14 protein-coding genes are annotated in these 21,276 nt (G+C 67.6%); 4 read left to right on the top strand and 10 right to left on the bottom strand.

Going from position 1 to position 21,276, the window contains the following annotated elements:
- Positions 1-112: 112 nt before the first annotated feature.
- Positions 113-1,471, bottom strand: coding sequence for a pectinesterase family protein (locus FU260_RS02480; RefSeq protein ID WP_147915629.1), 1,359 nt, complete (start codon positions 1,469-1,471; stop codon positions 113-115).
- A gap of 136 nt (positions 1,472-1,607) precedes the next feature.
- Here FU260_RS02480 and FU260_RS02485 point away from each other — a divergent pair, with 136 nt between their 5' ends.
- Positions 1,608-2,942 (top strand): glycoside hydrolase family 28 protein, encoded by a 1,335-nt coding sequence (locus FU260_RS02485; protein ID WP_147915630.1) that lies wholly within the window; start codon positions 1,608-1,610, stop codon positions 2,940-2,942.
- Positions 2,943-4,903: 1,961 nt separating this feature from the next.
- Here the strand turns inward: FU260_RS02485 and FU260_RS02490 are convergent.
- Genes FU260_RS02490 through FU260_RS02520 form a run of 7 tightly spaced genes read right to left on the bottom strand, consistent with a single transcriptional unit; the run spans position 4,904 to position 13,237 of the window.
- Complete coding sequence (locus tag FU260_RS02490) at positions 4,904-6,217, bottom strand: DUF5605 domain-containing protein (protein WP_147915631.1); 1,314 nt, start codon at positions 6,215-6,217, stop codon at positions 4,904-4,906.
- A complete protein-coding gene (locus tag FU260_RS02495; RefSeq protein ID WP_147915632.1) occupies positions 6,214-7,632 on the bottom strand; it encodes a DUF5060 domain-containing protein in 1,419 nt (472 codons plus the stop codon). The genes FU260_RS02490 and FU260_RS02495 overlap by 4 nt, the downstream gene beginning before the upstream one ends.
- Complete coding sequence (locus FU260_RS02500; RefSeq protein WP_147915633.1) at positions 7,629-8,738, bottom strand: sialidase family protein; 1,110 nt, start codon at positions 8,736-8,738, stop codon at positions 7,629-7,631. The genes FU260_RS02495 and FU260_RS02500 overlap by 4 nt, the downstream gene beginning before the upstream one ends.
- Positions 8,739-8,779: 41 nt before the next feature.
- Positions 8,780-9,853: an ABC transporter ATP-binding protein gene (locus tag FU260_RS02505; RefSeq protein WP_147915634.1), complete on the bottom strand. Its 1,074-nt coding sequence runs from the start codon at positions 9,851-9,853 to the stop codon at positions 8,780-8,782.
- Positions 9,850-10,992 carry an ABC transporter ATP-binding protein gene (locus FU260_RS02510; protein WP_147915635.1) on the bottom strand — a complete coding sequence of 381 codons (1,143 nt, stop codon included), beginning with the start codon at positions 10,990-10,992 and terminating at the stop codon, positions 9,850-9,852. Before FU260_RS02510 ends, FU260_RS02505 begins: the two co-directional genes overlap by 4 nt.
- Complete coding sequence (locus FU260_RS02515) at positions 10,970-12,235, bottom strand: ABC transporter permease (protein WP_210418183.1); 1,266 nt, start codon at positions 12,233-12,235, stop codon at positions 10,970-10,972. The genes FU260_RS02510 and FU260_RS02515 overlap by 23 nt, the downstream gene beginning before the upstream one ends.
- Positions 12,236-12,238: 3 nt before the next feature.
- Entirely contained in the window at positions 12,239-13,237 is a 999-nt protein-coding gene (locus tag FU260_RS02520) for an ABC transporter permease (protein ID WP_147915636.1), read from the bottom strand.
- A gap of 446 nt (positions 13,238-13,683) precedes the next feature.
- Between FU260_RS02520 and FU260_RS02525 the strand changes: the two genes are divergently transcribed.
- Positions 13,684-15,999, top strand: a complete 2,316-nt coding sequence (locus tag FU260_RS02525; protein ID WP_147915637.1) for an Ig-like domain-containing protein — start codon at positions 13,684-13,686, stop codon at positions 15,997-15,999.
- A 111-nt stretch (positions 16,000-16,110) separates the two neighbouring features.
- Here FU260_RS02525 and FU260_RS02530 read toward each other — a convergent pair whose 3' ends face one another.
- A complete protein-coding gene (locus FU260_RS02530) occupies positions 16,111-17,214 on the bottom strand; it encodes a hypothetical protein (RefSeq protein ID WP_147915638.1) in 1,104 nt (367 codons plus the stop codon).
- Positions 17,211-17,903: a GntR family transcriptional regulator gene (locus FU260_RS02535; protein WP_168211613.1), complete on the bottom strand. Its 693-nt coding sequence runs from the start codon at positions 17,901-17,903 to the stop codon at positions 17,211-17,213. The genes FU260_RS02530 and FU260_RS02535 overlap by 4 nt, the downstream gene beginning before the upstream one ends.
- 218 nt (positions 17,904-18,121) lie before the next feature.
- On the opposite strand from FU260_RS02535, the gene FU260_RS02540 reads away from it, so the two are divergent.
- Both FU260_RS02540 and FU260_RS02545 read left to right on the top strand, forming a co-directional pair.
- A complete protein-coding gene (locus FU260_RS02540; RefSeq protein WP_168211614.1) occupies positions 18,122-19,099 on the top strand; it encodes a dihydrodipicolinate synthase family protein in 978 nt (325 codons plus the stop codon).
- Positions 19,100-19,149: 50 nt separating this feature from the next.
- A complete protein-coding gene (locus tag FU260_RS02545; RefSeq protein ID WP_168211615.1) occupies positions 19,150-21,165 on the top strand; it encodes an ABC transporter substrate-binding protein in 2,016 nt (671 codons plus the stop codon).
- Positions 21,166-21,276 lie beyond the last annotated feature (111 nt).

The raw sequence follows: 21,276 nt of genomic DNA on the forward strand, positions 1-21,276 counted from the left end.
GCATCAATGCTCCTTCGCATGGCTACCCGAGGACTGGGTGGCCACTCCACCCTCAAGCCTATGCATCAATGAATGGACGTGCAACCACGTCCGCGGGCCGGACGCCGTAGCCTCAGCGAGGGTCCCAGCCGCCCAGCAGGGAGGCAGGGTTCCGGAAACGTGCGGCCTCCTCGGCAGTCAGGGGGCTCGCCACGCTCGAGCGTTCGCTGAGATCGAGCGGACGGCCGTCCAGGTCGGTGCTGCCGTGCTCCTGCAGGCGCAGCCTTGAGGTGTCCCACTGGTCGCCGGCATCGGTGGTGACCCAGCCTGTGGCGGCGATGTGCGCGTCCATCGCGGTATCGATGAACACCACCTGGCTCCAGCCGAACCGGGAGAGCTCCACTCTGCTCAGGTAGCTCGCCCCGTCCGGCACGCCTGGACCCCTGGTCAGCTGAACGTCGGCGAAGACCGCCCCCGGACCGCCGTCGACGTTCCGGATCTGGGTGTAGTAACCCGGGCCGAGCGCCTTCAGCTCGGTTCGTTCGACGAACAGCCCCCCGGTTCCCCAGACGAAGTCCACATCGCCCTCGATATAGCTGTCCGCCACGTAGCAGCGGCCCTGCAGGCGCAGGGTGTCCTGATGGCTGTGCAACGAGATGCGGCGCGCGATGATCCGTTCGCCGTTGCCTCGTAGCGCCTCGGCCTGGCCTCCGCCTGCCGGGGTGCTGTTCCGGATGGTCAGGTTCTCCACTCGTACGTCGTCGGCATCGATGCCGAACACGGCGCGCCAGCAGTTGAACCGGTCCGAGCGCTCGATCACCCGTTTCGGGCAGCAGGCGATCTCGATCGGCTCCTCGCGCATCGCCGCGTCCCCGTTGAGCACGTCGTTGTTCGCGTAGCTGATCACGGTCCGACGGCGGTCCTCGCCGCGGAAGGTCAGCTGCGGTTTGGTCTGCGGTACATAGATGATCTCGGTGTAGGTCCCGGCCGCGATCGCGATCAGCACCTCCTGCTCGTTCTGCTCCGGGACGAAGTCGACCGCGCCCTGCACCGTGCAGAAGTCCCCCCCGCCGGCCGCGTCCACCACGATCCGGGTGGCGCCGGCCGGGGGTAGGCTTCGGGTGCTGAAGTGCCAGCCGTCCTCCTGCGTGATGCCGCTGTGGCCGCGGACGAAATCGGCGTCCATCGTGACGTCATAGTCCTGGTCCGGATCGAGGCTGCGGTGCAGGACGATGGTCACGTTCTGGTCCTCGACGAGCACCGGGTGGTAATTCCACAGGTGGAGCTCGCCATAGTCGGAGCGGGCACCGCCGATCGGTCGCTTGCCCACCTCCGGATCGGCGAGGTCGATGGTCTCGACCACGGCGCCGTCGCCGCGATGCACCTGCAGCCGGCCGCGCGGGCCGATCTCGACCGGATGGTCGAAGGACAGCTGTAGGCCAGCGTCCACACAGATGCCTGCGCCGGTCGGTGACAGCCGAGCGCCGTCCATGCCGATTCACCCCACTGATGCCAAAGGCCGTCACGATGTGGCGGGCGACCGTCCATCCGCGACCGATCCTCCGCCGTCTGCGCAGTATACGCATTTGCCGCTAGGCTTACTGCGCAGATTGCGCGAAGGGAGCACGATGAGTGACGTCAGTCCGGCTCGACCGATCAGCGCCGAGGCGCGGGCCACGCAGATCCTGGCCCGGGTGTCCCCACCGGTGTTCCCCGACCGGGTCCTGGACGTCACCACCTTCGGCGCCATCGGGGACGGAGCGACCGACTGCACAGCGGCGATCGCGGCTGCGATCGCGGCCTGCTCTGCGGCCGGCGGAGGGCGGGTGCACGTGCCGGCCGGGACGTTCCGCACCGGCGCTGTTCATCTGCTCGACGACGTGGAGCTGCACCTGGCCGCCGGAGCGGTGCTGGCCTTCAGCCAGGAACCCGAGGACTACCTGCCTGTGGTCCGCACCCGTTACGAGGGGGTCGACTGCTACAACTACTCGCCGTTCCTCTATGCCGTCGGGCGGCGCAACATTGCCCTGACCGGCGAGGGGGTGGTGGACGGCGGCGCCGATGAGCAGCACTGGTGGAACTGGGTGAAAGCACCGGCGCCGCACGAGGGGCCGGCCAAGCAACGGCTCCTGGCAACCGCCGCTGCGGGAATGCCCGCCGGTGAGCGGGTGTTCGGCGAAGGGAGCCACCTGCGCCCGAACCTGCTGCAGTTCCTCGAGTGCGAGAACGTGCTGATCTCCGGGGTGACGTTCCGGCGTTCACCGATGTGGACCATCCACCCCCTCCGCTGCCGCAACGTGACCATCCGCGGGGTGCTGGTGGACAGCCACGGGCCGAACAACGACGGCTGCAACCCGGAGTCCTCCCGCGATGTGCTGATCGAGGACTGCACCTTCGATACCGGTGACGACTGCATCGCGATCAAGTCCGGGAAAGGTCCGGACGGCTGGCAGCCCGGTCAGGCCACCACCGGTGTGGTGGTGCGGGACTGCCGGATGCGGGCGGGCCACGGCGGGGTCACCATCGGCAGCGAGGCAAGCGGGGGAGTCTCGGACGTGGTGGCCTACCGCTGCCAGATGTCCAGCCCCGAGCTGAAACGGGCGCTGCGGATCAAGACCAATGCCGAACGCGGGGGCTACATCCGGGACATCCTGTTCGCCGATATCGAGGTCGGCGTGGTGCGCCAGGCGGCGTTGGAGATCGCCCTGGACTACGGCCGGGTGAGTGAAGGCTCGCACCCGCCGGAGGTCGCCGATATCGAGGTGCAGCGCCTCAGCGCCGAGTCCGCCGGCTGTGGTCTGCGGCTGATCGGCCTGCCGGACGCGCCGATCCAGCGGCTACAGCTGCGGGACTGCTCCTTCGGCGCGGTCAGCGGGCCGGACGTCGTCCAGCACGTGATCAACTCCGTCGGCGTCGGCGTCGGCGTCGGCCGCGGCGAAGCGGAGCAGCTGCCACAGCGGTAGCGCGATCACCCAGGACGGGTTCCAGGTATTGCTGTGGCCGCGGTCCTGCCAATTCGTGACGAAGAACGCCTCCGCCTGCTCACCGACCACCCCGAAGCCCCACTCGCCAGGTTCGGTGCATACCCCCTGGCCCATCGCCGCCACGATCGTGCGCGCCCAGTGCTGCAGGTGAGCCTCGCCGGTGAGCCGGCCCAGCCGCCACAGGTCGAAGGTCGGGAAGAACACGTCCAGATGGTGGTTCTGCACACTGACCCCGGGCCAGCCGGTCGCGGTGAAGCCGGCCTCGCGCAGTGGTGCTCCCCGGTCGTGCTGCGGGTTCCAGTGGTAGACCCAGCTGAGTAGCCAGTCCGCCACCACTTGCGCGCGGGGTAGGTACCTCTGGTCGCCGGTGAGGTCGTGCAGTGTCATCAGCAGCTCGAAATAGGCGAGGCCGCCCTCCTTGTCCTCACAGGCAGCGTCCAGGGTGGAGTGAGCGAACGGCCGGAAGGTCCGCCCGTGCAGCTCGTGGTACGCCTCGGCAAGCTCCACGGCCCGGGCGAGCAGCTGCGGCTGCGCGCAGACCTGGGCGGCCTTGGCCACGGCGCGCACGGCCGGGATGCCGGCCGACCATGGCGGGTCGGTCACTGGTGTCCCGTCATCACTCCACCCGAGGGGAACCAGGCCTGATTCCAGCGTGGACGCGGTCATGAACTCGGCGGACTCCTGCAGTGCCGCGGTCCAGGCCGGCGGCACCGGCTCCCGGTAGTCGCGGAGCAGGGTGATCAGGTCGGCGAGATCGCTCATCGTCTCGCCGTGCGCCCGTGCGGAGATCACCTCGCGGCCCTGGCGGCGCAGCCCTTGCCAGCGGAGCTCGTCGTGCAGGTAGGAGTTGTATCGCAGACCAGGCACACCGGTACTGGACCCGGTCAGGTAGAAGTCGGTGACGGAACGGGCCCGCTGGAGGCGGTCGGGTTCGCCACGGTCCAGACCCACCCACGCCTCACACCAGGCCAGCCGCAGGCACTGCCCGGTCCAGCCGTAGAGGAAGTCGACCTCCGGACGGCCGGCGCGTTTGCGTGGCTCGCCCCAGGCGGGGAACTTCAGATAGCCGGCCACGTCGCCGTCGACGAATGCCCGGGCATCCAGGGCGGCCAGGCGCAGGTCGAGATGACGGCGATCGGCCAACGGACCGGGCAGCGCACGCTCACCGCCGCCGAACAGGGTGCGACCGAGCCGTACCAGCTGCCGGAACCCGTGGCCGGGTGCTACCTGTCCCCGGTGCACCAGGAATCGTTGGTGCAGCGACTGGCCCGGGAGCAGCTCCCGGTAGCCCGCCTCGGTCGGCGCCGTGCGCGCCTTGTGCACGTAGGTGATGTCCGGCTCGCCGTCGAACAGGGTGACTCCGCTCAGCCCGAGGGCATAGGTGCCCTCGCCGGCCACCGCGCCGAGCGAGCCGTAGCGCACCCGGCCTGCAGCGTCCTCGTCGGCGTCCGGCCAGGACACCAGGGTCAGCGTGTCGCCGCTGGCGTCCTGCAGACAGACCGCAGGGATCGGCAGCCGGTGCAGCTCGGTGACGAAACCGCCCCGGCTGACATGCGGCACCACCCGGGCGGGATCGGCGGACGGATTATCGTGCTGGATCACCTGCGGGATCGTCACCTGGGCATCGGCCGGGCCGGGCAGCCGCAGCCCGACCACCAGATCCTCGATGCCGGACGCGGCGTCGTTCTGCCACTCCAGGTCCAGCTCGAGGATCGCCTCGGTCAGCTGCGCGCGGACCTGTACCTGCACCGGACCGACCCGGCCGGTGACCTGCAGGGCCTCGCCGGCAGGAGTGGTCTGGGCATGGGTCAGTCCCGGTGTCTGCTCCCGCCATGGGCGCCCGGTGGAGAGCACGAGCATCCGGCCGAGCAGCGCTGGCCAGTCCGGCAGGTCTGCGGTGGCCGGGTGCCCGGTGAGGAAGGCGGTCAGGGAGTCCGGGTTCAGCACCGGGTGATCCGCACTGCCAGGTAGGGCTGGCGCGGCAGGTCGAGCACGAACTCGCCGCTGAACGTCCCCGGCAACCGTTCGACGCTCAGGTTCCAGGTATCCAGCAGCTCGACGATGAACTCGGCATCGTCGGGCACGGAGTAGGCATGGGTGGAGTAGCGGTGCAGCCCGTGGTACTGCAGGTAGTACTGCCCGGGCTGGGACAGAGTGAAGGTCTTCGACTCCTCGGGGTCGCGCGCCAGATCGGCCGGAGCGCCGGCGAGTACCTCGCGCAGGAACGCCAGCTGCGGGACACACTCCCCGTGCAGCTGGCCGCCGTGCCGGCTCCAGGAATGCCGCGCGAACTCCTCGGCGTGCCAGAAGTAGCCGCCGCGCACCAGCGCCCACCACGCGAGCGAGACCAGCTCCTGCGCGGTCCGGCCGCCGGTCGGGGTCGGGAGATCACCTTCGGTGCCCACATCCAGCAACGCCGGTTTGCCGAACGCGCGCACCGGGTCGATCGCGTCCAGCTGGAGGTCGTCGCGCACGCTGGTATGGCTGATCAGGCGGCGGCCGAAGTCGAACCTCGGTCCGGCATGGATGGTCAGCGGCCGCCGGCCGTGGTCCGCCTCGGCGACCAGGCGTAGCGCCTCGTCCCAGGTCCAGGAGTCGACGTCGGACCGGTCCGCATCCAGCGCGAGGCACCACCACACGTTCCGGTACGCCGCGAACCGGTGCACGATCTCGCGCAGGTACTCGGCCCAGCCCGGTCGCCCCGGAGCCTGCGCGCCGGCGGCGAAGAGCACCAGCTCGGCTTGGAACCCGGTGTCCCGCAGCGCCACCACAGCCCGTTCCAGCTCGTCCAGCTCGCCGGGCGTGGGCCAGCCGGTCGCACCGGGAGCGAGCACGGACATCCGCACCCCGGTGAATGGTGAGCGCGCCAGGGCGGCCAGTGTGCCCGCCCGGGTCTGCGCATCCTGGCGGTGCCAGCACAGAGCGGTAGTGCCGAGCGGATGGTGCGCGGCGCCGTCGGCCGTGCAGAACCGGGTGCCGGCAACGCGCACCGGGCCGGGGTCCTCACCCTGCGCGGCGATGCACTCCAGCGACCCGGTGGAGAGCGGGCGGCCGTCAGCATCGGCCACCGTGTACTCCCAGGCGCCGATCGCCTCCGGTGCGAACCGGACCAGGCGCCGGCCGCCGACGGTCACCGGTTCGACCACGGCCTCCCGGTCGGCGTGGGTGAAGGTGGCGGCTGCTGCTGCGTCGGTGACGTCGAGCTCGATCAGGTCCCACTGCCGGGCGGTGGGTGCGGAGGCGGTGGTGCTCATCGGACCCTCCGAACCCGGATAGCAAGATCGGTGCGGTCCGGCAGCGGGATCCGGCACCGGCCGCGGTAGCTGCCGGGCAGCGGGGTCACGGTCATCTCCCAGGTGTCGATCAGGTCCACAGTGTGCTCTGCCTCGTCCAGTTCCAGGTCGTGGTAGGCGTACCGGCGCTCGCCCAGGTAGTCCAACCGGTAGCCGTCGGCGCGGGCCGCGATCCAGTCCGGCGGGCCCTCGGCAATCACTTCGCGCAGGAACGCGATCCGTGCGGGACTGGTGCCGATCAGGCGCCCGCCGGCGGAGATCCAGGCGGGCTTGGAGTCCACGTAGCACTCGCCATGGCCGGCGTAGCCGCCATCTGCCACGATCTGCCAGCACCGGCGGGTCATGTCGCGTCCGCTCAGGTTGCCCCACCGGCGGTCGATGTCACCCTCGTAGCCGATCTCGTCGATCACTACCGGGCCGGCGTTCTGGCGGCGCCAGTCGGCGGTGAACCGAGCCTCCCAGTGCTGGATGCTCTGGTGTGTCGTCCACGGCTTGCTGAAGTCGTAGACGGAGGCGTGGATGTACATCGCGGTGCCGTTGTGGATCGAGGCCAACCGGCGGTAGGGGTCGATCCGTTGCAGGTACTGCAGCAGCTCGTCCCAGTCGGTCATCGTCTTCGCGTCGTTGAAGTCGAACTCGTTCGCGATCGACCACCACACGTTGCGCATCGCTGCCATCCGGGCGACGACGTAACGCACGAACCGCCGGTCCTCCTCGGCGGTCATGTTGTCCACTCCCCACTCACCCTTGTCATAGGGGTGGAACAGGATCAGGTCCGCCTCGATGCCGAGCCGCTGCAGGTCCAGCACCCGCTCTTCGAAGTGGCGGAAGAACTCCGGGTCGAAGCGGGTCTTGTCCAGCCGGCCGGGCTCGTCACCGAGGAATGCCAGCCGTGGCGGGCGCATCCCCCCGGTGGGGAGGAGGCACATGCGCACCTTGTTGAAGGGGGAGCCGGCGAGCGAGGCAAGGGTCTCCTCCTCGTGCGCCCGGTCGCCGGTGTGCGTCCAGTGGTAGCAGGTGGTGCCGAACGATTCGTGCCGGGTGCCGTCGGCATAGCGGAAGGTCGATCGTCCAGCGACGTGCACCGGGCCATGGTTGCCCGCTGCGGGTGGGGTGACCTGGAGCTCTCCGGTCACACTATCCAGCTCCGCTGCGGAGCTGCGGGTACGGAACGTCCACCGCCCCTCCTGATCGGGGCTGAACCGGATCCGGTAGGTGCCGTCGCCGTCGTAGAAACCGTCGACGTTCACCTCTCGGTTGCGATAGGTGAACGTGGCCGTCAGCTCCACGTCGAGGAACGGGTTGCCAGCCGAGGGGCCGCTCAGCTCGATCTCGTGCAGGCCCCACCGTTCGACGGCGGAGGTCTGGATGGTCATGTCGCGTCCTCGGTCGTATCCAGCGCCGGACCCTCATCTTCCTGCGCCGCGATCCAGTCCGGCTCCAGCCGGACGTGCTTGATCGTCTTGCGCAGATAGGAGTACGCGACGTGCAGCGCACCGTCCGAGGCCTGGATGATCGTCGGGTAGGAGTAGCCGGTGGGGCGATCCTTGTACTCGATATCGGCCACCTGAAGGTTGCGCTGGTGGGGCCAGGACCGGCCGCCGTCCTCGGACAACGCGATGGTGAGCGGGGTGCGGACGGCCTTCTTCCTCCAGCCATCCCCCGAGGGGACGAACCGGAACTGGTCGCGTTCCATCGTCGCGTTGTTGAAGACCACGGCGAGCCGGCCGTCGGCCAGGGCGATCTGGTGCACGGCGGAGTTGTTGTTCGGCAGCGCGGTGCGCACCGGCGGCGTCCAGGTGCGGCCCAGATCGGTCGACTCCGAGGCGTAGACCCAGTCGGCTGCGCGGGAGCGGAACAGACCGAGCAGGCTGCCATCGGTGCGCACGGCGATGCTCATCTGCACGCGGTGCCGACTGCCCGGCACCTCGCGGACCTCCCAGCTGCGGCCCTGGTCGCTGCTGTGCGCCACCACGCTGTACTCGCCGTCGGCATCGACCTGGTAGGCCGGCAGCAGCCAGGTGCCGTCCGGGAGGAAGAGCGGCGGGTTGCGCAGGAAGAAGCCCGGACCGGCGAACAAGGTCTGTGCTGGCGACCAGCTGGACCCATCGTCGTCGGAGATGCGGGCGAGCACCTGGGCATCGGTGCGCTGATGCGGGGTGTTGGCGGTGTGCAGCAACCAGATCCGGTCGTCCGGGTCGCGGAACAGGACCGGGTTCTGCTCGGACCGGTCCGGGTCGGCGGACATCGGCCGGGGCTGCTCCCACTGATCGGAGCCGGCGGGCAGCCGGGACAGCACCACATTGGTCTGCCGGTCCCCCTCCTGCGGGCCGTTGAACCAGGCGCAGAGCAGATCGCCGCTGTGGGTCTCGACCAACGCCGCCGCGTGGCTGTCCACGGGGTGCAGCACTGGCAGGAGCGCTTCGCTCAGCTGCGGATCCGTGCCGGAGGGCGCAAGCTTTCCGGTCAGTCGCGAGTCCATCTCAGCCTTTCTGGTGCTCAGGTCAGGATCGGCGGCAGCCCTCATGCCGCGCCCAGGTCCTCGATACCGCGCAGGCCGAGCTGCTCGCTGAAGTGGCAGGCCACGCGGCGCCCTGGTGCGACCTCGCGGAGCTCCGGCACCTCCGTGCTGCACTTCTCCTGCGCGTAGGCGCACCGGGTGCGGAACGGGCAGCCGGACGGGACGTTGCTCGGGTCCGCGACCTCCCCCTGGAGCACGATCCGGTCCCGGCCGCGGGCCGAGGACGGGTCGGGGTTCGGTACCGCCGAGAGCAAGGCCTCGGTGTAGGGGTGCTGCGGGCGGCGATACAGCTCGGCGGTCGGACCGGTCTCGACTACATGGCCGACGTACATCACCACGACCTCATCGGCCATGTACTCCACCATGCTCAGGTCGTGGGAGATGAACAGGTAGGTCAAGTCCTCATCGTCCTGCAGGTCCTTCATCAGGTTGAGGATCTGGGCGCGGACCGAGACGTCGAGGGCGCTGACCGCCTCGTCGGCGACGACCAGGCGAGGGTCCAGGGCGAGCGCTCGGGCCAGCCCGACGCGCTGCCGTTCGCCACCGCTGAAGGCGTTCGGATAGCGGCGCAGGTACTCCGGGCGCAGCCCGACCCGGCGGAGCAGCCCGGCCACCCGGTCCTCGACCTCCGACTCCTTCACCACGTTGTTCACCCGCAGGGGCTCGCCGACGATGTCGGCGAGCGTCATCCGCGGATTCAGGGAGGAGAACGGATCCTGGAAGATCATCCGGATATCCGGCCGGTACGGCTTGAGCTGGCGCTCGCTCAGCGGAGCCAGGTCCACCACAGTGCCGTCGGCTTTGCGGTAGAGGATCTCTCCGGAGGTGGGTTCGTAGGCGCGCAGGATGCATCGGCCCAGCGTGCTCTTCCCGCAACCGGACTCACCGACCAGGCCCACGGTCTGGCCCTGCTTGACCTGCAGGTCGACCCCGTCGACGGCCTTGACGTGACCGACGGTGCGTCCCCACATGCCCTTCTTGATTGGGAAGTACTTGCTCAGCTTGCGGGTCTCCAGCAGCAGGTCGGAGGTGTCCGCCTCGGCATCCTCGCGCACTTCCTGGGTGTCCTGGCTCATTTCGTCTCCTCGTAGAGCACGCAGCGAACTTCGTGGCCCTGCTCGTCGCGGATCAGCGGTGGTGGTGCGGTATCGCACCGACCGGGCTGGAAGAAGTCGCACCGGTCGTGGAACGGACACCCGCTCGGCCGGGCGAACGGGTGCGGAACCATCCCGCGCACCGGTGCCAGCCGGGTCTGGTTCCCCTGGCCCAGCTTCGGGATCGAGCGCAGCAGTGCCTGGGTGTAGGGATGGCGAGGGTTGCGGAAGAGCTCCGCGAGGTCCCCGCGCTCGACCACGTTGCCCAGGTACATCACCGCCACCGAGTCGGCGAGCTGTGCGGCCACACCGAGGTCGTGGGTGATCAGCATGATCGCCATCCCGCGTTCATCGCGAAGCGAGGCGAGCAGCTCCAGGATCTGTGCCTGGGTGGTGACGTCGAGGGCTGTGGTCGGTTCGTCGGCGATGAGCAGCTCGGGGTCGCAGGAGAGGGCCATCGCGATCATCACCCGCTGCCGCATCCCACCGCTGAGCTCGAACGGATAGGAGTCGACCCGCGTCTCCGGCGCGGCGATGCCGACCCGGTCGAGGAGGTCGATCGCCCGCTCTCGGGCGACCTCGTCGCTCACCGGGTCATGCAGCTGGATCGCCTCGATGATCTGGTCGCCCACCTTGTGCACGGTGGACAGGGACGTCATCGGTTCCTGGAACACCATCGCGATGCGCTTCCCCCGCACCGCGCGGATCACGGCCGGGTCGGCGCCGATCATGCCGACCATTCCCTCGGGGGCATCGCTGGCGTCCACCTCGGGCTTGATCGTCCGCCGGCGCTTCCTGCGGAAGAAGGCGGACCTGCGCGCGGTCTCCTCCACCTCGGCGGCCGGGGGGCGCGGCACCCACACCTGGCCGCCGACGATCTTCCCGGGCCGGTCCACCAGCTGCAGGATCGAGCGGGCCATCACACTCTTCCCGCAGCCGGACTCGCCGACTACGGCGAGGGTCTCGCCACGATGGATGGTGAGGTTGACGCCGTCGACGGCTTGGACCACGCCGTCCTCGAGCTGGAACTCGGTCCGCAAGCCGCTGAGCTCAAGCACCGGTGGTGCGTCAGGATCCAGCCGCCGCTCGGCTACCGGGTCACTTGTAGGGGTCTGCTGCATCACGCAATCCATCTCCGACGAAGTTCATGGCCAGGACAGTGATAAAGAGCGCCAGGCCGGGGAGCATCAGCCAGGGTGCGGTCTCGATGGTTCGGATGTTCTGTGCGTCCTGGAGGAGCACACCCCAGCTCACCGCGGGTGACTGGAGGCCGAGTCCGAGGAAGCTCAGTGCCGTCTCGCCCAGGATCATTCCGGGCACCGACATGGTGAGTGATGCGATCAGGTGGCTGGAGAAGGACGGCACCATGTGCCGGAAGATGATCCGGGGTCTGCTGCAGCCATCCAGCAGCGCGGCAGTGATGAAGTCCTCCTCTCGTAAGGAGAGGAATTTCCCTCGCACTTCTCTGGCCATGCCGGTCCAGCCGATCACCGACAAGATGGCGGTGATCGCGAAGTATCTCCCCAGGGGCCCCCAGGTGGCTGGAATAGCTGCCGAGAGCGCCAGCCAGAGCGGCATCGTCGGGATCGACATCAGGAACTCGATGATCCGCTGGATCAGCGTGTCCGGCTTTCCGCCGTAGTAGCCGGAGATGCCGCCCAGGGCCACGCCCAGGATCAGGCTCACCCCGACACCGACCAGACCGATCGACAGCGAGATCCGGGAGCCGTAGATGATTCGGCTCAGCGAATCTCGCCCGGCCCGGTCGGCTCCCCAGAGGAACATCGGCTGGTCCGGGTCTTCGGGACCGATGAGGTGCAGGTCCATCGGGAACAGGCCCCACAGCTCGTACGGTGTACCACTGACGAACAGCCCGACGGGGATGTAGCTGTCCTCGTCGATCTCAAACTCGTTCGCGAAGGTCTCCGAGTTCCGCGTGACGGTGAAGTCGTTCACGTAGAGACCGAAGCCCTCGGTCTCGTGGTAGATGTGCAGCTGCTGGGGCGGAGCGTAGGTGTACTCCGGGCGCTGTGCCGTGGCCGTGGTCGGCGCCAGGATCTCAGCGAACGCCACCACGAAGTAGATGGCTATCACCACCCAGACGGAGACGAAAGCGACCTTGTGCCGGCGGAAGCGTCGGTAGATCAGGCGCCACTGCGACTGTGTCCCACCCTGCACGGCCGCAGTGCGGCTCGGTGCGGGGGACTTCGAGGTGACCGCTGCGTCGTCCCCGGGGGCGGGGGTGGGGATCTCCATCCCGTCCTGCGCCATCGTGGTGCCCTCAGCAGCCGAACTGCTCACCTCGAGATCGTCGGTGGTGGTGCTCCCGACCCGGTCGAGGCTACGGTCTGTCTCTTCCGTCATGGTTCAGCTCTCTTGGTAGCGGCGTCGGATTCGGGGGTCCCACCAGGCGAGTGCCAAGTCGCTGATCAGCGTCCCGATCACAGTGAGCGCACTGAGGATCAGGATGAAGCTGCCGACCAGGTACATGTCTTGACTGAGCGTCCCTCCGAACAGCAGGGGTCCGGTGGTGGGCAGGCTGAGCACGATCGAGATGATCGTCTCGCCGCTGATCAGGCCGGGCAGCAGCCACCCGATCGTGCTGAAGAACGGGCTCAGTGACATCCGCACCGGGTACTTCAGCAGCAGCTTCCACTCCGGCAGGCCCTTGGCTCGTGCCGTGATCACGTACGGCTTGTAGAGCTCGTCCAGCAGATTGGCTCGGGTAATGCGGATCAGCCCGGCGGTTCCGGAGATACCGATGATCAGGATCGGTAGCCACAGGTGCGCGAGCAGGTCGAGCACCTTGCCGAGGTTCCAGGCCGCATCGACGTACTCCGGTGAGAAGAGTCCACCGGCACTCTGATCGAAATATCTGACTCCCAACCAGAGGAAGAACAGCGCCATCAGGAAGCTCGGGATTGCCATGCCCACGAAGCCGAAGAAGGTGGCGACGTAGTCACCGATGGAGTACTGCTTCACCGCGGAGTAGATGCCGACCGGGAAGGCGACCGCCCAGACGAACAGCAGGGTGCTGATCGAGAGGAAGAAGGAGAGTGCGACCCGATCCCAGATCAGCGTCGAGACCGGCCGGTTCCAGGCGAAGGACTGGCCGAAGTCGCCGTGGAAGATGATGTTGGAGATCCAGTTCCAGTACTGCACCAGGAACGGATCGTCCAAGCCGTACCGGGCTCGTAGCGCTGCCATCTGCTCGGGCGAGATGACCTCACCGCGAGACTCCGCCTGCGCCACGATGGTGGATACGTAGTCGCCTGGTGGCAGCTGGATGATCCAGAAGGTGACGAACGAGATGGCGGCCAGCGTGATCAGCATCAGACCCACGCGCCGGATCATGTACTTGCCCATTGGACCGTCCCTTCCCAGCGTTAGTGCGCAGCGGCCTGAGGCGCGGTGACTGTGGTGTGCTGTGCGCGGCTGATGGCCGCCGCCGGTCGGGTCGTGGTCGACCGCCGGGGCCCCTCACCGTGCCGACGCGCGGCGTTGACCGACCGCTTCAGCGTCTGGCTGATCGGTGTGAGCGGCCAGATCCGGCGCGGATCGGTCGTCGCGTGAGTGTGCAGCACACTGGCTCCTTTGCATATATACCCACATGGTCGTGAACATGCGGTTTGGCGATGCTAACCGGTGATCGTGGTGCTGTGCAACACACGATGTCACCAAAACAGCCCTGACGGGCACTAAACGGCATCTGGCTGGCATTCCGCAAGAACAGCCAAATAGCCTGAGGGTTGACGGTCGCTACGTCACAGCCATACGTTCGATGGCATGCCACCGGTATTGGAGGAGCAATGATGACCACCCCAGAAACATCCGGACTGAGTCGGCGAGGACTGATCGCCGGCGCTGCCGTGGCCGGAACCGCACTGGTCGCGATCGACCAGCTGAGCAGCTCCGGCGCATCCGCCGCCCCTGACGCCCCGTCGGCGGATCCGATCAGTTACGCCGATCCGCCACCGCAGCCCGCTGCGGTGGTCGGCAACACTGTGCCGGCCTTTCCCGGGGCGGAGGGAGCGGGCAAGCTCACCACCGGCGGGCGGGGAGGTGAGGTCTACGAGGTCACCACCCTGGCCGACTCGGGAGAGGGATCGCTTCGGGAAGCGTTATCCGGCGACGATCGGATCGTCGTCTTCCGGGTGGGCGGCACGATCGAGCTCGAGTCCGGGCTCGATGTCACCGGGTCGAACATCACCGTCGCCGGGCAGACCGCCCCAGGTGACGGGATCTCGGTGATCAACAACGAGTTCTCGATCAAGGGCGACAACATCATCATCCGCTACCTGCGGGTGCGAGCCGGTGACAGCATGCAGGCGCCGGTCGACGCCTTCAAGGCGGAAGACCGACGGAACCTCGTGATCGACCACTGCTCGGTCTCCTGGGGGGTGGACGAGTGCTTCTCCCTGTACGGCAACTACGACGTCACCGTGCAGTACTGCATCTTGGCCGAGGGGCTCACGATGTCCGCGCACGAGAAGGGCCGACACGGCTACGGCGGCCTCTGGGGCGGCCAGAACGTGACCTATCACCACAACCTGCTCATCCACCAGGGGGGACGTAACCCGCGGTACAGCTTCGTGGAGGACATGAAGCAGCTGGTCGACCAGCGCTATAACGTCATCTACAACCACGGCTTTACCACGGCCTACGGCGGCGAGTGGGCCGAGGGCATCAACATGGTCGGGAACTATTACAAGCCCGGTCCGGCCACCTTGTCCGAGGTCGCCTCGAAGATCCTCACAGCGGACCGTGGCGGCAGCTGGTATGTGGCCGAGAATCTGATCGAGGGCGACGAGGAGGTGACCGCCGACAACGAGAAGGGGATCGGCTTCCCGGCGGGTGGGATCAGCCTGCTCAGCGAACCGGTGGAGTTCGTCAACGCCGTTCCGGACCAGACTGCCGAGGAGGCCTACGAGGACGTCCTCGCCGACGTCGGCTGCAACATTCCTCGGTACGACTCGGTGGACGCACGGCTGCTCGCCGATGTCCGCCATGGCACCGGTCGGCTGATCAACTCCCAGACCGAGGTGGGCGGGTATCCGGTGATCGATGGCGGTGAGCCGCTGGTCGACTCCGACCATGACGGCATCCCGGACGACTGGGAGGCGGAGAACGGACTGGACCCGCAGGACCCGGCCGATGCCGCGGCGCTGGCCGACGACGGTTCCGGGTACACGAATCTGGAGCTGTACCTGAACTCGATCACCGGGACCGGCGCCAGCCCTACGGTGGCGATCGCCTCGCCGGCGCCCCATCAGGTGTTCTCCTCGACCGCCGACATCCAGCAGGTGACTATCACTGCTGAGGCCGAGGGTCAGGACGGAGCGGCGATCGAGAACGTGGACTTCTTCGTCAACGACGAGCTTGTCGGCAGCGCCACCAGTGCGCCGTTCGAGTTCACCTGGCCGGCCGCGACGGATGGCACCTACTACCTCATCGCCCGAGCCCGGGACGAGCATGGGGCAAAGGTGGACTCGACGGGTACACCGATCCACGTCAACCAGACCTCCGATCTCGGCGCCTGGACCTCGACGGACATCGGAGACGTGGCGATCCCCGGCTCGGCTTTCATCGACGACGTGCGCGGCGACATCGTGCTCAAGGGGGCCGGCAAGATCCGCGGCCGGCAGGACGACTTCCAGTTCCTGCACCAACGGGTGCGCGCCAGGGAGAACGACGTCGTGGAGATCATTGCTCGGATCGACGGGATCGACCGGACCTACGAGGGTGCGTACGCCGGACTGATGATCCGGGAGTCGCTGGAGGCCGACTCGCCGTACTTCACCGGCGGGCTGTGCTGGGAAGCGAGCGGCTACAAAGGCCGGGTGTCCAGAATCAGCTACGACGGCGACCAGGCGAGCGTGGGGGGCTACCCCTATGACGACTCCGAGCTCGATGTGAAGGAGTACTGGATCCGGATCATCAAGCGCGGGACCGAGTTCGAGTGCCACCTCGGCACCGACTCGTTGCAGTGGACCCGGATCGGCTATGAACGGATCCCGATGCGCAGCGACCGTATGTACATCGGACTGGCCGTCGATGCGAACAAGGAGGCGAACGCGGTCGAGAACTACACGGTGGGCCGCTTCGCCTCGGTGCGGATCAACAGCTGACCTAGCGCCCGCCCGCGGTGCCCCAGTTCGCCGAGCTGGGGCACCACGGGGCCCTGCGCCGCCTCGTTGGCGGCTGCCGTGCTCTCTCCGCCCAGCGCAGGACCGACCCGCTCAGCGCTGCCGAGCAGAAGCGAGCGAGTGCTGGTCCAACTCGTACGCGAACTGCGCGACGGCGTGGGGCGAGACCTGGTGCACACCGTGCGTGGCGTCGTCGACCACCTCCCAGTCCCCGCCCAGGAGCGTGGCCCGGTCCCGGACCGGCTGGGCATAGCTGCGATACCCGACCCCGGGAAAGCAGGACGGGTCGAACCGGTTGAGGATCTGCAGTTGGCGCCGTCCGTTGCCGGTCGCCCCCAACACGTAGAGGTCGAGGTAGCCGGCGATGTCGTACAACGCCGGCAGGCTCTCCCGGCGTTGCTCCCAATCGCCGAAGTTCGGGTGGTCGGCAGGGTGGGAGCGCAGGTAGAACGGCCAGGTACCGGCCACCTGGACGCTCAACGTGACCCGTGGGTCGATAGCGGCGTGCAGCACAGTGGTCCACGCGCCGCCGGAGAAGCCAAAGGTCACCACCTCGGTCAGCTCGTGGAGCTCTGCCGCGTAGTTGATCAGCGTCAGGACCGGATCGAGATAGTAGGTAGCTGCGCAGAAGTCCGCGCGTTGGTACCGGGCAAACCGCTCGTGGCTCGCCGGATCCGGTGTCGGCGGGCCATCGTCGGCAGGCGGGTCCATCTGCGTGGAGTTCCAGCCCTGGAGCGGCATGTCCACGGCCGCGACCCGGTAGCCGCGCTCGAGGAAGGTGCGCATCACCGCGAGCTGGGGCAGGTGGTATACCGGCTTGCGGGCATTGCCGTGCCCGGCGAGAAAGACGCCGAACCGCCCGGGTATCGGATCGTGAGGGTGGACGAGGTAGCTGGTCGACGTCAGTCCGTTCGGCATCGACAGTGTGGCCCGGTCCACTGCGGCGCTCGGCAGTGGCTCCAGCTCGGGAACGGCGACGTTCTCCTCGATGCGAGGGGTGGACGTCGGGATGCCCGCCCCTTTCCACAGCTCCTCGATCAACCGCTGCCGACGGTCTGCGGCATCCGCCGCGGTACGGATCGTGATCAGCTGGTCGACATCGACGCCGACCGCCGCCTCGGGCAGGGTCCGCCACTGCGGTCCAAAACTCGCCTCGATCTCAGGGTTGACCACCGGGCGGGGACGCGCCCCGGTCACCGGGTGAAGCCGCCGACGGTGGGTCGCGGACGGGACATGAACACGATCGTCTGGTCCCGGACCCGCAGGATGTGCGATTCGAGCGCCGCACGGGCAGCGGGGCCATCGCCGGCGTTGAGTGCGTCGACGATCTCCCGGTGTTCGGCGACCGCGGCATCCAGCCGTTCCCGATTCATCGGAGCTTCCAGGCCGGCCCGGGTGACGTGGATGCTCAGGTGCAGGTCGTCATGCAGCGCCACCAGTCGAGGCAGACCGGACATCTCCACCAGCGCGCGGTGGAACCTGCTGTCGTTCTCGCGGAAGGCGATGTACTGCGCAGGATCCTGCAGGGCCGCTCCGGCGAGCTCGGTCGCCTCGGTGACCAGGTCGTCCAGGAGCGGTGGTGCGGTGGGGCCCTCCTGCTCGGTGTACCGGCGCACGCTGTGCGACTCGATCATCACGCGCAATTCGAACAGCTCATACAGAGAGCTGAGCGAGGGGACGGCCACCGTGAAGCCGGCGATGGAGTCATAGGAGAGGAGGCCGCGCTCGTGCAACCGGCCGACGGCGCTGCGTACCGGCGTGCGGCTCATCCCCAGCTTTCGGGAGAACTCCCGGATCGGCACCGTCTGACCCGGTTGCGGGTGCTCCTCGGTCAGCCAGGTCACCAACGCATCATGCGCACGGTTCTCCAGCGTCGTCTGACTCACCGGTTCCTGTAGCCGCGTACCAGCCGTCGACATTGCCACCTAGGTCCTCCCATCTGCACCGGAAGCCGGTGCGCTCGCGTCTGCTCCCCACCATGGATCCATGGTATGCCATTCAACTTCCAGTGGTAGTCCCGTTCCGGGCGCAGGCGGCGTCGTTATCAACCTGTATCCGTCGGTGTGCTTGACAACCAGGCGGTCGAGGTCAAAGGATGGCCTACATGCCAGTGGCATTCACCCCCTCCAAAACGACCGCTTCCGCCGACCTGTCCGGTGTGCTGCCCCCGGTCGTGCTGCCGATGACCCCGGAGGGCGAGGTGGACTCGCCCTCGCTGCAGTCGCACGTCAGCCACCTGGTGTCCTCCGGTGTGCACGGACTCTGGGCAAACGGCACCACCGGCGAGTTCTATGCCCTGGACGGTGATGGCCGGGCCGAGGTGGTACGCCAGTGCGTCAAGGCCGCAGCCGGCCGTGTGCCGGTGGTGGCCCACGTTGGCGACACCACGACGAGCCTCACCGTGCGCCATGCGCGGGAAGCGCTTGCCGCTGGTGCTACCTTCGTCTCGGTGCTGCCGCCGTACTTCGTCAGCTTCGGACAGGAGGAACTCAAACGTCACTTCCGCGAGCTCGCGCACGCGATCGGCGTTCCCGTCCTCGCCTACCACCTGCCCCAGTTCATCCCGGCCACGCTGAGCATCGACTCGATCGTGGAGCTGACCGTCGAAGGCGTGCTCTGCGGAGCCAAGGACAGCAGCTCGAACATGGTCTGGTTCCGCCAGCTGCAGCGCCGTCTGCGCGCAGAGGGAGTGTCGCTGCCGTGCCTGACCGGCGGCTCGAGCGTCGCCGATCTCGGCTATCTGCTCGGGGCGGTCGGCTCGGTCTCGTCGACCGGGAACCTCACCCCTGCGCACCTGGTACGCCAGTACGAGGCCGCACAACAGGGCGACTGGACACGCGTCCTGGCGCTGCAGGAGCAGAGCGAGGAGCTGATCGAGCTGTTGACGCCCCCGGGCGCCACGCCCGGTCCCGGCCTGAGTGCCACGGTCTACAAGTACCTGCTGGCCAAGCAGGGGCGAATCGACTGCGAGTTCAGCGCCGCACCCCTGACCCAGCTCTCGCCGGAACAGTGCCGGTACTTGGACGAGCAGGTCCTGCCCGTCATCGCCCGCGTGGAGAGCCCGGCCGCCGAGCTCGTCTGAACCCAGCCATCTGCCACTGGCATACCGCCCCCACAATGAAGAGGAGAACGATGATGTTTCCACCCACTCCAGAAGCGGGTGCTCCAGGCCGGATCTGGTCGAGCGCCGTGAGCCGCCGGTCGCTGCTGCTGACCGGAGGAGGGCTGGTAGCCACCGCCTCGTTGGCCGGCTGCTCGTTCTTCGATACCGACCCCGCACAAGGCCAGAACAACGGCGGCGCCGCCGGGCCCAAGGGTGCAGAAGCGCCGTCCCTGGCAGCCCAGGTAGAAGCCGGTGACCTGCCACCGGTCGAGGAGCGACTGCCGAGCACACCACTGGTGGTGGAGCCGCTGAACGAGATCGGCCAGTACGGCGGCACCTGGCGGTCGGCGATGGTCACCGAAGAGGACCGGACCTGGCTCGAGCAGGCCATCGGCTACGAGCCGCTGATCCGGTGGATCCCGGGCTGGACCGATCAGCCAGGCACCGAGGAGATCATCCCGAACCTCTGCGAGAGCTACGAGGAGCTCGAAGAGGGCCGGGTGTTCCAGTTCACCCTGCGCGAGGGGATGAAGTGGTCGGACGGTGAGCCGGTCACCGATGAGGACTTCCGGTTCGCCTTCGAGGACGTGAATGTCTATCCCGACCTGCACCCGGGCGGCATCTACACCCTCTGGACGAACGTGAACGACCCGGAGAAGCCGGCCACGTTCGAAAGTGACGGCACCGTCATCCGCTACGTCTTCGACGATCCGAAGCCGGGCTTCCTCGAGGAGATCGCGTCCGGGACCACGATGGTGCTGCCCAAGCACTACTTCGAGCAGTTCCACGACAAGTACAACGACAATGTCGCCGAGCTGGTGTCCGAGGCCAACCTGGACGACTGGGTGCAGCTGTGGGAGTCCAAGAACGAGGCGTTCACCGATGTGGATCGGCCCACGCTGTACGCCTGGACGCTCACTGCCGCACTGGGCGATGGCAGCTACGTCGAGGCAGAGCGCAACCCGTACTTCTGGAAGGTGGATCCGGACGGCAGCCAGCTGCCGTACTTCGACTCGGTCCGCTGTGAGATCTTGCAGGACGTCGAGGTCGAGCTGTTGAAGATCACCAACGGTGAGCTGGACATGCAGATGCGCAACTTCGACACCATCCGGAACCTCCCGGTGGTCTCGGAGAACCAGGAGAGTGGCGACTACCGGCTGTTCAGTACGTCCCCGCAGGGTCCGAACGCGATGGTGATCGGATTCAACCAGAACTTGGAGAATGACCGGAAGCGGGAGATCTACGCCAACAAGGACTTCCGCGTCGGACTGTCCTATGCGATCAACCGGCAGCGCATCATCGACACCATCTATGCCGGCCAGACCATTCCCTGGCAGTGTGCCCCGGTGGAAGGTCACCCCGCCTACAACGAGGAGTTCGGCACGCAGTACACCGAGTACTCGGTGGAGAAGGCGAACGAGGCGCTGGACCGGGCCGGTTACACCGAGACGGACGAGAGCGGTTTCCGGCTCAGCGAGGGTGAACGGATCAACATGACCGTGCTCGTCCCGGCCACGATGCCCGACCACCTCGATGCCTTCGAGATGATCAAGGCAGACTGGGCCGAGGTCGGCGTGGAGGTCAATGTCACGCCGTTGGCCGAGACCTTGTACTGGGAGCGGGTGGAGGCGAACCAGGCCGAGCTCTCCACCTGGACCGGGGGCGGCTTCGAGATCCGCGCCACGCAGGGTTCGAACCACTACTTCGTGCCCTCCAACCCGCGGGGTTCGTCCCGTTACGGCCACGACTGGGCCAAGTGGTATCGGGGGGAGAGCAGCGAGGAGCCACCGGAGATCATCCAGGAGCAGCTCGCGCTGTTCGATGAGATGCGGACCACCTACGATGCCGACGACGCGATCGAGCTGGCCCGCCAGGTCCTGGAGATCGCCAAGGACGAGTTCTTCTACATCGGCATCTGCACGGAGCCCGATGGTTATGGCGTGGTGAAGAACAACGTCGGAAACGTGCCGGAGGAGATGCCCGGTGACGTCGGCTACCAGCCGCCGGGGCCGACCAACCCGGAGACGTACTACTTCTCCAGCTGAGCTCCCCGGTCACCGCACGATCGACGGCGCCGCGCAGGCTGTCCTGCGCGGCGCCGTCGGTACGTCTGCGCAGCCCGGGCCCGTCCCACTGCAGCCGGTCCAGGCTCGTCC

The organism is Ruania zhangjianzhongii, from assembly GCF_008000995.1.
In the GTDB taxonomy this organism is placed as follows: Bacteria; Actinomycetota; Actinomycetes; order Actinomycetales; family Beutenbergiaceae; genus Ruania; species Ruania zhangjianzhongii.

What these genes read in the sequence shown, in the direction of transcription:
- FU260_RS02480 (WP_147915629.1), bottom strand. Translation starts at nt 1,471, where the DNA reads ATGGACGGCGCTCGGCTGTCACCGACCGGCGCAGGCATCTGTGTGGAC.
- FU260_RS02485 (WP_147915630.1), top strand. Translation starts at nt 1,608, where the DNA reads ATGAGTGACGTCAGTCCGGCTCGACCGATCAGCGCCGAGGCGCGGGCC.
- FU260_RS02490 (WP_147915631.1), bottom strand. Translation starts at nt 6,217, where the DNA reads ATGAGCACCACCGCCTCCGCACCCACCGCCCGGCAGTGGGACCTGATC.
- FU260_RS02495 (WP_147915632.1), bottom strand. Translation starts at nt 7,632, where the DNA reads ATGACCATCCAGACCTCCGCCGTCGAACGGTGGGGCCTGCACGAGATC.
- FU260_RS02500 (WP_147915633.1), bottom strand. Translation starts at nt 8,738, where the DNA reads ATGGACTCGCGACTGACCGGAAAGCTTGCGCCCTCCGGCACGGATCCG.
- FU260_RS02505 (WP_147915634.1), bottom strand. Translation starts at nt 9,853, where the DNA reads ATGAGCCAGGACACCCAGGAAGTGCGCGAGGATGCCGAGGCGGACACC.
- FU260_RS02510 (WP_147915635.1), bottom strand. Translation starts at nt 10,992, where the DNA reads ATGCAGCAGACCCCTACAAGTGACCCGGTAGCCGAGCGGCGGCTGGAT.
- FU260_RS02515 (WP_210418183.1), bottom strand. Translation starts at nt 12,235, where the DNA reads ATGACGGAAGAGACAGACCGTAGCCTCGACCGGGTCGGGAGCACCACC.
- FU260_RS02520 (WP_147915636.1), bottom strand. Translation starts at nt 13,237, where the DNA reads ATGGGCAAGTACATGATCCGGCGCGTGGGTCTGATGCTGATCACGCTG.
- FU260_RS02525 (WP_147915637.1), top strand. Translation starts at nt 13,684, where the DNA reads ATGACCACCCCAGAAACATCCGGACTGAGTCGGCGAGGACTGATCGCC.
- FU260_RS02540 (WP_168211614.1), top strand. Translation starts at nt 18,122, where the DNA reads ATGCCAGTGGCATTCACCCCCTCCAAAACGACCGCTTCCGCCGACCTG.
- FU260_RS02545 (WP_168211615.1), top strand. Translation starts at nt 19,150, where the DNA reads ATGATGTTTCCACCCACTCCAGAAGCGGGTGCTCCAGGCCGGATCTGG.